Raw genomic sequence first — 14,039 nt, forward strand, 5'->3', positions numbered from 1 at the left:
CTTCCTGAATCCGTCATTAGTCGTCCCGCCATTCGGACGCTCGCGGCTGAAATCGCTTGGTGGCCGCGAGGTAGGCGTTGATCTCGTCGGCCTTGGTGTCCTCGTCCCACCCGAGATAGAGGGCCGTGACGTCGGCGACGGCCGGGGCCGCGGAGATCCCGACATCCCCGTTGAGTCCGACGAGGATGCGGCGTAACAGGATGTCCTCCAACGAAACTGCGCCTTCGCAGGTCACGGCGAACGCGACTTCGGCGGCGATGGCACCGGAGTCGGGGTCGACAGTTTGTGCCAGATGAGGATCTGTCTCGACGAGCGCGGCCACCTGGTGGGCCCGCGAGCCGTACAGCGCGGCCAGGCGCTGTACGACGTTCTCGCCGAGCCTGCCTCCCCACTCGGCCTGCAGTGCCGACGTCATCTCCGCGACGCTTGCGTAGCCGGCGCGCACCGGGGCGCCCGGGAACGGCGCGTCGTGGGTGGGGGACGGCACCGGTGTCCGCCCGAGGGAAGCGAAGACACTCGCGACGACGTCCTCGCCGAGCGCACGATGCGTCGTGAACTTGCCGCCGATGACGGTGACGACGTTGGCGATCCCCTTGCTCTGCGGTACCACCAGGTGTCCGCGAGTCACCGTCGCCGGGTCGGTCATGCCGCTGACGTACGGCAGTGGGCGCACACCCGAATAACTCCACAGCACCGATGCCCGGTCCAGTCGGGCCTCGGGGATCAGTTGGTTCGTCTCGTCCAGCAGATAGTCGATCTCGCCGTCGTCGGCCGTGATGAGGTCGAGGCTTCCGGTGTACGGAAGATCGGTGCTGCCCACCATGTATCGCCCCGCCCACGGCAGCACGAACACCGGGCGGCCGTCGGCTCTGGCCTCGAAGAACACACACGTCGCCGGTGCTCCCGGGAACGGATCCACGACGAGGTGTGAGCCCTTCGTCGGTCCCACCAGCGGCTCCGCGGTCGGCCGCGGCGACACCACTCCGGTGGTCGCCAGGACGTCGTCGACCCACGGACCCGCGGCGTTGACGACGACGCGGGCCCGCGCGGTGCGGGACCCACGGGGACCGCTGAAGCGCACGGCGGTCGCGACCCTGCCCTCCACGATGACCTCGTGGACGTCGGCCCGGGTGAGGATGTGGCCACCGTGCGCCTGGGCCGACACCGCCAACTCGACGCACAGGCGTTCCGTCCACGGCACCTGCGCGTCGTCGAATATCGCGCCCCGCCGCAGGCCGTTCTTGTCGATCGAAGGCCACTCGCGGGCGAGCCGGCGCGGTCCGACGAGTCGCGTGCGGAGCTTGCCACCGGTCAGAAGCTTGTACACCGCGAGCCCGCAGGACAGCAGCCATCCGGGCCGAGTGTTATTCCGGTAGAACGGGATCAGCATCGGATAGCTGTGCACCAGGTGCGGTGCATCGCGAAGAAGCCTGCGCTGCTCCCGAATCGACTCGAACACCAGCGACATGTCCAGGCGTTCCAGATACTTCAACCCGCCGTGGATGAGCCGGGTCGAGATGCTCGACGTCTGGCCGCCGATGTCGTCCCGCTCGAGAAGCAGGACCGACAGTCCGCTCATCGCCGCCTCACGAGCCACCGCCAGACCGTTCACTCCACCGCCGATCACGACGACGTCGTAGCCGCCGGGATCGAGGTCGTCGCGGTTTGTCAGCAGCGCCGCGGTGGGCGATTCAGGCATGAGCGCGCCGGCCGTCGGCCGCCATGTCGCCGGCGTCAGCCGCCATGTCTCGGAACATCGCGAGTGCCTCGGCGTCGGTGGCTCCTCCATGGACGACGGCGCGCACGGCGGTGAGCATCGCTGCGGGGGCAGCGCTCTGGAAGATGTTGCGCCCCATGTCGACTCCGGCCGCACCTTCACTCACCGCGCGGTACGCCATGGTCAGCGCCTCCCCTTCGGGGACCTTCTTGCCGCCTGCGACGATGATCGGCACCGGGCACGCCGAGGTGACCGTTTCGAAGTCCTCGTCGACGTAATAGGTCTTGACGAAATGCGCGCCCAGTTCGGCGGGGATCCTCGTCGCGAGCCGGAAGTACCGTGCGTCGCGCACCATATCCCGGCCGACTGCGGTGACGGCCAGGACGGGAACACCCGCGCTCTGCCCGGCGTCGACCAAGGCCGTCATGTTGGCGATCGACTGCGTCTCGTGCTCGCTGCCGACGAAGACCTGAACCGCGACCGCGGCGGCATCGAGGCGCACGGCGTCGTCCATGCCCATCGCGACGCGTTCGTCGGACAGCGGCCTCAGGATCGACGGCCCGCCGCTGGCCCGCAGTACCACGCCCGCCGAACAGTCCGCCGGAATGGTGGCGCGCAGCGCGCCGCGGGTCAGCATGATCGCGTCGGCCAGCGGCACCAGTGGGCGGATCGACAGGTCGAGCCGCTCAAGCCCGGAGGTGGGGCCCTGGAAGTACCCGTGGTCGAAGGCCAGCATCACGGTGCGTTGCGTGTCCGGCCGGAAGATGCGTCCGAGGCGTGAGCGAATTCCCCAGTCGTGACCGGACATTCCCTTGAGAGTCGCGCCGTCGCCGACCGCGGGGATGCCCGCTCCGTAGTTGTCGCCGTCACGAAGGTCGTCTAGATCCGCCACCGGTAAGTCGCTCCCATCAAACTCTGCAGTCCGTACTGACTTGTAATGACAGGTGACGATAAACATGACCTACGTCACACGTCAATACCCGACTGCCCGAACCGGGCGAACTTCTCGGGTTGGCCGCCGTGTCAGTGCTATGGTCCGACGACGGAACGAGGAGGACGGCGCGATGACATCTCACGGCATCGCCGCACTGGACCGGAGCGCGCCAGAACCACTGTGGGAGCAGCTGACCCGGACCATCCGGCAGCAGATCACCGACGGCAGGTACCTACCCGACCAGGCACTGCCTTCGGAATCCGACCTCAGCGAGATGTACGGCGTCTCACGGACCGTCGTGCGCGAGGCGCTCGGCGAGCTCGTCCGCTCGAACCAGATCTACAAGATCAAGGGCAAAGGGGCGTTCGTTTCGCCCAACCGGCTGGACCTCAAGTTCGTCGGGACGATCACCGGTTCGGCTGCCGACCTGCTCGCTTCCGGTCAGAGGGTCGCCACGAAGGTCCTCGAGCAGGAGCTGGACGCCGCGACGCCGGACGAGGCGATGGCGCTGAACATCGAGACGGGAGCCCCGGTCGTGCGGCTCAACCGGCTCCGCGTGGTGTCTGGTGTCCCCTGGCTACTTGTCCGCACATCCCTGCCCGCACATCTGGTGCCGGGGCTGGAGTCCGCGAAGCTGGAAAACGTCTCGCTCTACGAGGTGCTGCGCAGGCGATACGGGCTGGTTCCTGCAGGTGCCGACCGCTGGCTGGAAGCGCGGATGCCCAGCGCCAAGGAGACCGCGCTGCTCGAAACCAAGCGCAGCACACCGCTGTTGCGGATCGAGTCGATCACGTGGGCGCAGGACGGCACCCGATTCGAGTGGTATCAGGCACTGCACCGCAGTGATCAGAGCCGGTTCTACGTCGGGATCCGCAGCGATGATTGACCCGCGCCTTCCACCACGCTAGCGTCACCTGTCATGACAGGTCCGATCGATGTGCACGCGCATTTCGTACCGGAGGCGGCCTTCACGATTCCGCTCGCCGACGGTGTACTGCAACTGCGCCCCGGTGATCGATCCGTCCATGTCAATGATTTGTGCCTGCCGCTGACCTCACCGTCGATCTCCGACGTGGGTGACCTGCTGGCCGACATGGACCGGGCGGGCATCGCGAGGCGGGTGCTGTCCGGCCCACCCTTCACGTTCGCCACCGATGCACGCGGCGATGCGGCCGCCGACTACGCCACGACGTACAACGACGCGCTCGCCGAGGTCTGCGAAGCCAGCGCCGGTCGCCTCGTCGGCCTCGGGCTCGTTCCTCTCAATGACATCGTCGCAGCCCGCGCCGAGATGGATCGAATTCTCTCTCGCCCTGGACTTTTCGGTATCGCCATGCCACCCCTTCTCGGCGACGGATCCTTCGACGAAGGCCCACTTCGCGACCACGCACTCGCCGCTGCCGAGCGCGACCTCAGCGTGCTGATCCACCCCAGCCAGATCAACCGGCCCGAGCTGGGCAGGCATTACCTGGCCAACTTGATCGGCAACCCGACCGAGACCGCCATCGGCGTGGCCTCGCTGCTGCTCGGCGGACTGCTCGAGGAAGCGCCGGGCCTGCGCATCTGTTTCCTGCACGGGGGCGGCAGCGCCCGGGCACTGCTGGGTCGATGGGATCACGGGTGGCGGGAGCGTCGGGACGTCAGCGCACACTCGACAGTCACGCCCAGTGTTGCGGTACGCCAGGTCTACTTCGACACGCTGACCCACGACGAGCAGCTGGCCCGCGAGCTGACTGCGCACTTCTCCCCCGATCGCATCGTCATCGGCTCGGACTACCCCTTCGACATGGGCAACGTCGACGCCGTGAAGGCCGCCGCCGCGGCGGGATTCGACCCCGCGCAGCTCACGGCAAACGCCGAGCGGTTCCTGGGCGCGCGGGCGTGAGCATGCGCGGCGATCTGGACCGGGAGCGCATCCGGCTACTGGTCGGCGTCGCGGAGATGTACTACCAGGACGGTCTGCGCCAGGACGAGATCGCCACCAAAGTCGGCTACTCGCGGGCGACGGTGTCGCGACTCCTCGACGAGGCCAAGCTGCGCGGCATCGTCCGATTCCAGATCGGTCACCCCCTCGAACACGTCATCAGGCTGGAAACCGAACTGGCTGCGCACTTTCCGAAGGTGCGGTTTCACGTCGGAGAGAACATGTCACCCGCCAATGCGGTCCCCGACGTCGGCCGCCTCGCCGCCGAACTGTTGGCCCGAGAGCTCAGAGACGGCCAGCAGGTCGGCATCTCGACCGGTTCCACCGTGGCCGCGGTCGCCGACGTGCTACCGCAGCGCGCCGCGGGACTGGCTTCCGATCTGACGTTCGTCCAACTCGTCGGCACCGTCGCCGCCCACAACGCGATGACCGACGGGCCTGAACTGTGCCGTCGCTTCGCCACCGCGTTCGAGGCGGACTTCGCCACGTTGCCCGCGCCGCTGGTCGCCCGGAACTTCGCCTCCGCCAGGTCATTCCGCGAGGACTATGTCATCGCGGCCGCGCTCGACAGAGCCCGCAACGTCGACGTCGCACTGCTCGGGATCGGGCGCTTCCATCAACGCAACGCCACCGGCGACATCCTGTACGGCTGGACCGAACAGGAGACCCGGCGCCAACTCGCCGCCGCGGGGGCCGTCGCCCATGTGCTCGGGCAGTTTCTCGGACCTCGCGGAGAGATCCTCAACAACGAGATCAACCGCCGCATCATCGGTTTGGAGCTGCGTGAGCTCGCGACGATTCCCCGGGTGATCGCCGTGACCGCAGGAACCGAGAAGACGCGGGCCATCTTGGCTGCGCTCGAAACCGGGCTGATCCACGACCTGGTGCTGGATTTCGAGACGGCCTCGACCGTGCTCGGCGCCGCGACACGCTGAACGGCGCCCCATGATCGCGGTGTCCGTACTGGCCGGCATCTCGGTCGGTTCTCTCTACGTCATCCAGGCGCTGTTGCCGGTCATCGCACCGGACATCGGTTTCGGTACCGCCGCTGCAGGCGTCTTGGTCGCCGTGGTCCAATTCGGTTACGCCACTGGTCTTCTGCTGCTGGTGACACGCGCCGACGATCGGCGCATGCGGCAACGGTCGGTGCTCCAGTTGGCGATTCTCGCCTGCGCGTTCACCGTCGCGGCAACCCTGCCTCACGCCGTGCCGGTTCTGCTGGCTTTCCTGGTCATCGGCGTCACCGCGACCGTGGGCCAGAGCCTGCTGGCCGTCAGCCACCGACAGGCGGCTCCCGCACGCTCGACGCACCACGTTGCGATCGTCACCGGGGCCATGTTGGCGGGTATATTCGGCGGACGCCTGATGGCGGGCGCGTTGGCCGAGATCGCCGGCTGGCGGGCCGTCCTCGCGGTGTTCGCGGCGCTTACCGCGATCTCCATCCCCGTGTTGCTGCGCGGGGTCCCTCCGCCGGGGGCCCGCCCGCCCGGCACCGACCGAAAACCAGTGCGCGCCACGTTCACACTGCTGCGCAGTTGTGCGGAACTCCGGTGGATCACCGCGGTGCAGTTCTTCACGTTCGTTGCGTTCACCGCCATGTGGACCGTCGTCGCCGTGCATCTGACCGACCCGGCGATCGGGTGGTCGATCGCCAAGGCCAACTGGTTCGGCGTCGTCGGACTCGCCGCCGGTGTGGCGGCCCCGTTCCTCACCACCGGCCCGTTCGCCCGCGCGCTGGGCGGCCGTCCGCGCCGGGTCGGCTTCGCCGTCATGGTCGTCGGAGTCGGCATGGTGGTCTGCCGGCCGGCATCGGTTCCGCTGCTCGTCGCCGCGATGTTCGCAGTGACTCTTGCAAATCAGCTGATTCACGCCGTCAACCAGGACCGCGCGATGACGCTGGCGCCCACGGCACGGGCCAAGGCCAATGCCGCGTTCATGATGGTGGTCTTCATCGGAGGGACCCTCGGCGCCGCTCTCGGACCTCTGGCATTCGCGATGGGCGGCATCCAGATCACCGCCGTACTCGCGCTAATCGCGGCGCTGGCGAGCGTGCTGACTGCCGCACGGTGGTCGCGGATCCGACATGGCACGTGAACAAATGTGCACGTGTCACGGCGCGGGTGCGCCGGTTACCGCGCATGTCAGTCCCGTGAGAGGCCTGTGCGTGCACATATTCTCAGCGCCACTGCCGCGTCGCTGATCCCCTCATTACCCTCGAAAACATGCCCATCGACGGGCTGTGATCCCAGGAGAAAGAGGACGACCGTGCCTTTCGCGCGCACCATCGACGGAGACATCAACCCCTCACAGCTGGGCACCGTCAACGCCCACGAGCACCTGATCCGGATGGGCGGTGGCGAGATCCTGCACGACGGCGAGGACATGCGCCTCGACGACACCGACAAAGCCGTGGAGGAGGCGACCACGTATGTCGTCGGCAGCAAGGCCTTCCTGGGCATGGGCGGCACCATCGTCGACCTGTGCCCGATCGACTGTGGTCGCAGCATCACCCATCTGCTCGAAATCTCGTCGCGGGTAGCCGATCTCCACATCATCGTCACCACGGGATTCCAGAAGAGTCACCTCTATGCCGACGAGGCGACCCACTGGCTGAGCCGCTACAGCGTCGACCAGATCACCGAGCTGCTGATCGCCGACATCGAGGTGGGCATCGACGAACACGACTACTCCGGCCCGATCGTCAAGCGCTCGTCCGGCAAGGCAGGCTCGATCAAGGTCGCCACCGGCTACGGCGTCATCAGCAAGCTGGAGCACAAGATCATCGAGGCCGCCGCGGCCGCCTCGGTGCAGACCGGATGCCCGATCAACACGCACACCCAGCACGGCACCTGCGCAGTGGAGCAGGCCGACCTGCTCATCGGCTACGGCGTGAACCCCGCCAAGATCGCCATCGGTCACGTGCAGCGCAACCCCGACATCTATGCGCTCTCGGAGATCACCGAAAAGGGCTGCTACCTGATGTTCGACGGCACGTACCGGCTGAAGTACCTGCCCGACTCGTCGCGGGAGATGCTGGTCCGCGAGCTCACCGACAAGGGGTACGGCAAGCAGATCCTGATGGGCACCGACTCCGGGAAGAAGTCCTACCAGAAGGCCTACGGCGCCGTGTCCGGCGTCGACTACGACATGACGGTGTTCGGCCCGCGCCTGCGCAAGCAGGGCTTCGACGAGCAGATCATCGAGGACATCTACATCAACAACGGGCGCGAATTCTTCACGTTCGACAAGTCGTAGCTCGATGACGCGAATTCAGCTGGCCCTCGACGGCGACCTCACATCGTCACTGGGCGCGCTGCACCAGGTGGCCGACCTCGTCGACATCGTCGAGGTCGGCACCCTGCTGATCCTGCGCGAGGGACTGTCGACCGTCGGCATGGCCAGGGCTCTGGCACCGAACCTCCCGATCCTCGCGGACGTCCGGATCGCCGAAGCGGGCGGCGCGATCGCCAGGCTGGCGTTCGACGCCGGATCGACCTGGGTGTCGATGGTGGCGTCGGCGTCGGCCGCCACCGTCAAAGAGGTGTGCCGGTGCGCCCGCGAGTACGGGGGTGAAGTGCAGATCGAACTCGGCGAGGAACCGGATCTGCGCAAGATCCCGATGTGGCTGGACGAGGGGGTGCAGCATGTCATCGTGCACCGCAGTCGTGATGCGGCCCAATCCACTTGGACCGCCGAGCAGATCGACCGGGTCGACGAACTCGCCGGCCTCGGTTTCACGGTGACGGTCACGGGAGGGATCACCGTAGCGGAGGCCGAGCGACTCACCCACACGGCGGCCGACATCGTCATCGTCGGCAGAGGCATTGCCGACGCCGCGAATCCGCGGTCTGCAGCAGCGGAGTACCGCGCTGCGGTCAACCGCGAATCAGAGTCAATTCGGTGAGTTCCCCCGCTTTCGACCTGACGACGATGGGCGAGCTTCAGCTCCGGCTGACCGTGCCGCAGGGCAAGCGCCTGCAGAACGTCGACTCCCTGCGGGTCTCCTCAGCATGCTCGGAAGCCAATGTTGCGGGGACGGTGAGCCTGCTCGGCCTGCGCACCCAACTCGTCTCGATGACGGCTGCCGGTCCCGTCGGCGATCGCGCGATCAGCGAGTTCCGGACGGCCGGAGTCAATGTCGACAACGTGGTGCGGCCAGAGAATGCGCGGGTGCCGCTGTACTTCTACGAACCCGCGGATGCGCCCGTTCCCGCCGAGGTCTACTTCGACCGCTCGAACACCCCGTTCCGGGAGGCTCGACCCACCGACTTCGACTGGACTCGCGCCATCGACACCCGGCTGTTCTTCAGTACCGGAATCACCGCTGCCCTCACGGCGCAGACCGCCTCGCTGGTACGCGATGCACTCACCGGCGCCAGGAGCGCCGGCGCACGCACCGCCTATGACGTGAACTACCGCGCCAAGCTGTGGTCTCCCGAGTCAGCCCGCGCGTTCGCCGAATCGATCCTGCCCGCCGTCGATGTGCTGTTCTGTTCCCACCGCGATGCGGGCACGGTGTTCGGCCTGCACGGCGAACCGGCCGGTATCGCGGAGCTGCTTCACAACGCCCTCGGCGTTCCCGCCGTCGTCAGTACCGCAGGACCGGACGGCTGCTTCGCGTTCGCCGACGGCGCCGTCCGCGGTGCCCCGGTCGTTGCGATGCCTGTGCGCGACCGTCCAGGTGCGGGCGACGCCTTCATTGCCGGCTACCTGTACGGCATGCTGACCGACGAGGATGTGGCGACACGACTCGGGTTCGGCGTGGCAGCCTCTCGAATTGCGCTGTCGCACTTCGGGGATCTCGTCCCGATCTCCCGGCGCGATCTCACCGCAGCCGTGGGAACCGACATCATTCGATGACCGGGTTCGACCGAGTCAGCCCCACGGACCTCATCGGGCTTTGTGTCCTCGCCTCGAACCTGCTCGGGAGCGATCCTGCGATCGTCTTGCACGGCGGCGGTAACACGTCGGTCAAACAGGTCGTCGACGTCGACGGATCGCCGACCGAGATCGTGCACGTCAAGAGCTCGGGGCACGACCTCGCCACAATAGGTCCGCGGGGCTTCGCTCCGGTGCGCCGTGACGCGCTACTGGAGTTGGTCGCGCGGGACACGCTCGACGACCGCGACATGGCCGCCGCGTTCCGTGCGGCCAGCATCGACCCCGACAGCGCGACGGCCTCGATCGAGGCGATCCCGCACGCGTTACTGCCCCACCGGTTCGTGCTGCACAGCCACGCCGATGCCGTTGTCACCCTGACGGATTCGCCGCTCACCGACGCAGAACTGAGTGACGTCTTCGGCGAGTCCGTCGCGATCCTGCCCTACGTCCGTCCCGGTTTCGATCTGGCCAAGGTAGTCGCCAAAACCTTGAAAGGCACTCCGCCCGCCGCACAGCTGCGCGGCCTCGTACTGCGCAACCACGGCCTGTTCACCTTCGACGATGACGCCGAACGCGCCTACGCCGACCACCTCGCGCTGATCGAGCGCGCACATTCCCGCATCCGGCAGGCACGACTCAGCCAGCCGCGAAAGCCTGCCGGCATCCGGCTCGCACCCTTGACGGACGCCGACCTCGACGAATACTCCGGCTTTCGCCAGGCTCTGTGCGAAACAGCCGGTTTCGCAGTACTCGTCCGCAGGGACAGCGACAACCTGGTGGAGGAGTTCCTGTCTCAGGACTACCTACGCCGCGCGACCGAGCACGGCACCGCCACAATGGAACACGTCATCCATATCAAACCATTTCCCCTCGTCGGCACCGATGTCCGAGCCTACGCCGACCGCTACCGCGAGCGGTTCGCCCGGCTGACGGACGGCACGTTGCGCCCCTTGGATCTCGCGCCGCGCATCGTTCTCGATTCCCGCTGGGGTCTACTCTCCGTTGGACGCACCCAAGCGGAAGTCCGCCGGGTCCGCGACATCTACCGGCACACCATGGCAGTCATCATGGACAGCGAGAGCCTCGGAGGCTTCCGGTCCCTGACTGAACGCGAGTTGTTCGACATCGAGTACTGGGAACTCGAGCAGGCAAAACTGCTGTCCACCAAATCCTTTCCACCTCTTACCGGTATGGTGGCCGTTCTCGACGGCCCCGGCGGACATCACGACCAGGCGTGGCTCACCCTTGCGGTCGGTGACGGCCTGGCGAAGCTAGGTGCCGTCATCGTGCTGACGGGTTCGGAACGCTCGGCGGTCGCCCAATACGGTGGCGTCGACATGGTCGTATCGATTGGCCGGGAACCCAGCCGGTCCCGTGCACGACCGATCGGCGTTCGTGCCGATGGTAGCCATATAACCGTCACGGCCGGGATCCAGTCCAGAGTCGTTGCCACCGGGGCACTTCTCGACGGTGACGATCTCGATCCACTGTGCGCCGCGCTTCAGCGGGCAGCGGGATTACCCTGCCCCCAACCCGGGTAAGAGGGACGCATGACAACCCCGCAGCCTGGCGACGAGACCGAAGAAGTGCTGACCACCCCCGCGACCCCTGGCGCCGAGGCACTCCCCACGGAGGAGGACGGGGACGCCGACACGTAACGGTCTGTTCAATGGAGTGATGAGTACCGAACTGACGGCCGACGACCTGGAGTTTCTGAGACGCCCGCTGTACGGGTTCTTCGCCGCCGCCGCGGGGCCGACCCCGCCGCAGCCGCGGCCGGTGTGGTTCGAGGTGACCGACGACGCCACCATCCAGTTGTTCACCGGCCCCGACACCGTGAAGATGCGGCGGCTGGGCCGGGACCCGCGGGCGTCCATCGTCGTCGCCGCGCCCGTCGGCGAACGCGAGCGGTGGGTGTCGGTCGCCGGAAGCACCACGATCGAAACGGACGGGGCACACGACCTCTTGACACGGCTCGCCGAACGCTACTGGGACGTCGACGACCCGGCGCGTGCCCAGGACCTCGCCGAGATGATCACCCAGGAATGGGTTCGCGTCGTCATCCATCCGGAGAATGTCAGCCGCTACGCGATGTGACGAGCGCCCGAATGTGACGCGCGCCCAAATGTGACACTGAGCCATGGCACCGACCGCATTCCGCTACCCGGACATGCCGCCACGCCGGGCCCGGTTGCGGTTCGTCGCGCGACGCCTCACCGGCGTCGACCCGTTCCCCTCGGACGCGGTGGCCCGGGCATTCATCGACGGTCTCGACGAGGGTGATCCCGTCGCAGAACGGTTCGTGGCGCAGACCTATCACGGTGAACTCGGCGCACGAAAGGCCCGCGACCTCGTCGAGCAGGCGCAGCGCGTCGGCATCGACAACGTGCCCGACGCACCAGAATCGATGCGCGCGCTGTTCGCGGAGTTCGAGCAGCTGCCCGACTGGGTCGACCCAGAACTCGTCGAGGAAGGTGCTGCGGTGTGGCGGCGATGGGCCTACGCGCTCGGCGCGCTCGGCAACGCGGGCACCAACGACACCTACACCGAGGGTTGGCTGGCCGTCCCGCTGTCGCTGTCCGGTGGCTATGCCGGACAGCGGGCGCTGCACCGGTACCTGGAAACATCGCGATGGTGGATCGAGGTGTGCCGGCCCGGCGCGGTCCTGGCGCCAGGATCGTTGGCGCGCAACATCTCTCTGCACGTGCGGATCATGCATGTGAGCGTCCGTGCACGTGTGCAACAGCATCCCGAATGGGATGCGCAGCGCTGGGGCCTGCCGATCAGCCAATCGGCGATGCTGCTGACCCTTCTCGGCGGCAGCGTCGCACCGGCGTTCGGGCTGTTTCCGCTCGGGCATCTGACGTCACCCCGGGAGATGCGGGCGGTGCTGCACTTCAACCGCTATTGCGGCCACCTGGTCGGTGTCCGGTGCGAGGGCTACTTCCCGGAAACGGTCGCCGACGCGTGGCGCATCCTGCTCATGGCTGACAGCGCACGCAGCTACGACAGCGCGAACAGCGGCGCCGAACTCGTCGAGTCGTTCGCCCCCGCGTTCGAACCGGCCCCCGGTTTGAGTGGATTCCAGCGTCTTCGCGCCGAGTACCACTATCGCGTCCAGGCGGGCTACCTCGGTCTCTACATGCTGCCGTGGAACCGTCGCCGGTACCGGCTACCGTCCGCGCTTCCCGGAATTCTGTTGCTGCTCTTACGAACTCCGCTGATCGCAGTGCTCGAGGTCGCGCGCCGACTTTCGCCTGGAGTAGACCGGAGCTGGCAGCAGACCAATCTCAGACGCTGGGAGAACTGGCTACAGTGGCAGTCGGCGGGCAAGGCGGCTGCCTTCGAGGCAGCTACCCCGCTGCGGCGGTGAAATGCACCTCACGCATCGCCGTCCGGAGTCCCCGCCGCTTCCCCGTCACCGGGTCCGGCGCGAGACTGCCACGCAGTGACCGGAACTTCTTCTCGGAGTTGGTTTCCGGGGCGTTGTCGGGCGTTCCCTTCAGATACTTGTCCGGCAAGGCGAGTTTCGCGATGGTCCAGAACGACTGCCAGTACTGCCGAGGCAGCGAACCGGTGGTGTACGGCAGGTCGTACTTCTCGCACAATTCTTTCACCCGCACCGAGATCTCCGCGTAGCGGTTGCTGGGCAGGTCGGGGAACATGTGGTGCTCGATCTGGTAGCAGAGGTTTCCGCTCATGAACGCCATCATCTTGCCGGCGCGAAAGTTGGCTGACCCCAGCATCTGTCGCAGATACCACTCGGCCTGCGTTTCATTCTCGAACTCTTCTCGGGTGAACTTCTCCGCGCCATCGGGGAAATGTCCGCAGAAGATCACCGCGTAGGACCAGTAGTTGCGGATCAGGTTCGCGACCGCGTTGGCCTGCATCGTACGTTTCCAGCCCGGGCCTGCCAGGGCCGGAAAGATGATGTAGTCCTTGCCGACCTGCTTACCGACCTTCTTTCCGATGATGCGCAGGTCCTTGCGCACCTCGGCCCACGACTTCTCGTGTTTGCGCACCTGGGACAGCTCGAGCCCGTGAGCGGCGACCCCCCACTCGAAGAGGGTGCCGAGCAGCAGGTTGTAGACAGGATTGCCGATCATCCACGGCGCCCACTTCTCGTCCCTGGTCACCCGCATGATGCCGTAGCCGACGTCGTCGTCCATCCCGACGATGTTGGTGAACTTGTGATGGATGTAGTTGTGCGATTTCTTCCAGTGCTCTGCCGGTGAGGTGGTGTCCCACTCCCATTCGGTGGAGTGGATCTCCGGATCGTTCATCCAGTCCCACTGGCCGTGAATGATGTTGTGGCCCAACTCCATGTTCTCGATGATCTTGCCCGCGCCCAGCATGGCCGTCCCGGCCAGCCACGCGTACTTGTTGCGGCTCGCCATCAGGACGACGCGGCTGCCGACGACGAGTGCGCGCTGCAGCTGGATGGCGCGGCGGATATAGCGGGCGTCGCGTTCACCGCGGGACTCCTCGATGTCGTCGCGGATCGCGTCGAGCTCGCGCCCCAGCGCTTCGACGTCCTCGGCGCTGAGGTGCGCGTACTCCTTGAGATCAGTGATTGCCATGTC

Annotated in this window: 13 protein-coding genes; 10 read left to right on the top strand and 3 right to left on the bottom strand. The window is 66.7% G+C overall.

All coding sequences use genetic code 11. From position 1 onward, the window contains the following. Positions 1 to 16: 16 nt before the first annotated feature. Both P9A17_RS21145 and lsrF read right to left on the bottom strand, forming a co-directional pair. A complete protein-coding gene (locus P9A17_RS21145; RefSeq protein WP_278040693.1) occupies positions 17 to 1,699 on the bottom strand; it encodes a glycerol-3-phosphate dehydrogenase/oxidase in 1,683 nt (560 codons plus the stop codon). Then, positions 1,692 to 2,609: a 3-hydroxy-5-phosphonooxypentane-2,4-dione thiolase gene (lsrF, locus tag P9A17_RS21150; protein WP_278040694.1), complete on the bottom strand. Its 918-nt coding sequence runs from the start codon at positions 2,607 to 2,609 to the stop codon at positions 1,692 to 1,694. The genes P9A17_RS21145 and lsrF overlap by 8 nt, the downstream gene beginning before the upstream one ends. A 172-nt stretch (positions 2,610 to 2,781) precedes the next feature. Between lsrF and P9A17_RS21155 the strand changes: the two genes are divergently transcribed. From P9A17_RS21155 to P9A17_RS21200, 10 genes are all read left to right on the top strand, one after another. Next, positions 2,782 to 3,537 carry a GntR family transcriptional regulator gene (locus P9A17_RS21155; protein ID WP_278040695.1) on the top strand — a complete coding sequence of 252 codons (756 nt, stop codon included), beginning with the start codon at positions 2,782 to 2,784 and terminating at the stop codon, positions 3,535 to 3,537. A gap of 33 nt (positions 3,538 to 3,570) precedes the next feature. Next, on the top strand, positions 3,571 to 4,536 hold the full coding sequence (locus P9A17_RS21160) for an amidohydrolase family protein (protein ID WP_278040696.1): 966 nt from the start codon (positions 3,571 to 3,573) through the stop codon (positions 4,534 to 4,536). A 2-nt stretch (positions 4,537 to 4,538) separates the two neighbouring features. Further along, a complete protein-coding gene (locus P9A17_RS21165) occupies positions 4,539 to 5,510 on the top strand; it encodes a sugar-binding domain-containing protein (protein ID WP_278041050.1) in 972 nt (323 codons plus the stop codon). 10 nt (positions 5,511 to 5,520) lie between these two features. Next, a complete protein-coding gene (locus P9A17_RS21170; protein WP_278040697.1) occupies positions 5,521 to 6,669 on the top strand; it encodes an MFS transporter in 1,149 nt (382 codons plus the stop codon). A 171-nt stretch (positions 6,670 to 6,840) separates the two neighbouring features. Beyond that, complete coding sequence (locus P9A17_RS21175; RefSeq protein ID WP_278040698.1) at positions 6,841 to 7,830, top strand: hypothetical protein; 990 nt, start codon at positions 6,841 to 6,843, stop codon at positions 7,828 to 7,830. A 4-nt stretch (positions 7,831 to 7,834) separates the two neighbouring features. Beyond that, a complete protein-coding gene (locus tag P9A17_RS21180) occupies positions 7,835 to 8,479 on the top strand; it encodes an orotidine 5'-phosphate decarboxylase / HUMPS family protein (RefSeq protein ID WP_278040699.1) in 645 nt (214 codons plus the stop codon). Further along, on the top strand, positions 8,476 to 9,435 hold the full coding sequence (locus P9A17_RS21185) for a sugar kinase (RefSeq protein WP_278040700.1): 960 nt from the start codon (positions 8,476 to 8,478) through the stop codon (positions 9,433 to 9,435). Before P9A17_RS21180 ends, P9A17_RS21185 begins: the two co-directional genes overlap by 4 nt. Beyond that, entirely contained in the window at positions 9,432 to 10,997 is a 1,566-nt protein-coding gene (locus P9A17_RS21190; protein WP_278040701.1) for a class II aldolase/adducin family protein, read from the top strand. The genes P9A17_RS21185 and P9A17_RS21190 overlap by 4 nt, the downstream gene beginning before the upstream one ends. Before the next feature lie 136 nt (positions 10,998 to 11,133). Further along, entirely contained in the window at positions 11,134 to 11,553 is a 420-nt protein-coding gene (locus tag P9A17_RS21195; RefSeq protein WP_278040702.1) for a pyridoxamine 5'-phosphate oxidase family protein, read from the top strand. A 43-nt stretch (positions 11,554 to 11,596) separates the two neighbouring features. After that, a complete protein-coding gene (locus P9A17_RS21200; protein WP_278040703.1) occupies positions 11,597 to 12,829 on the top strand; it encodes an oxygenase MpaB family protein in 1,233 nt (410 codons plus the stop codon). On the opposite strand, the gene P9A17_RS21205 is transcribed toward P9A17_RS21200, so the two are convergent. Next, complete coding sequence (locus P9A17_RS21205; RefSeq protein ID WP_278040704.1) at positions 12,810 to 14,036, bottom strand: acyl-CoA desaturase; 1,227 nt, start codon at positions 14,034 to 14,036, stop codon at positions 12,810 to 12,812. The genes P9A17_RS21200 and P9A17_RS21205 overlap by 20 nt on opposite strands. Between the last annotated feature and the right edge of the window lie 3 nt (positions 14,037 to 14,039).

This window comes from Mycobacterium sp. 236(2023) (genome assembly GCF_029623955.1).
Taxonomy (GTDB): domain Bacteria; phylum Actinomycetota; class Actinomycetes; order Mycobacteriales; family Mycobacteriaceae; genus Mycobacterium.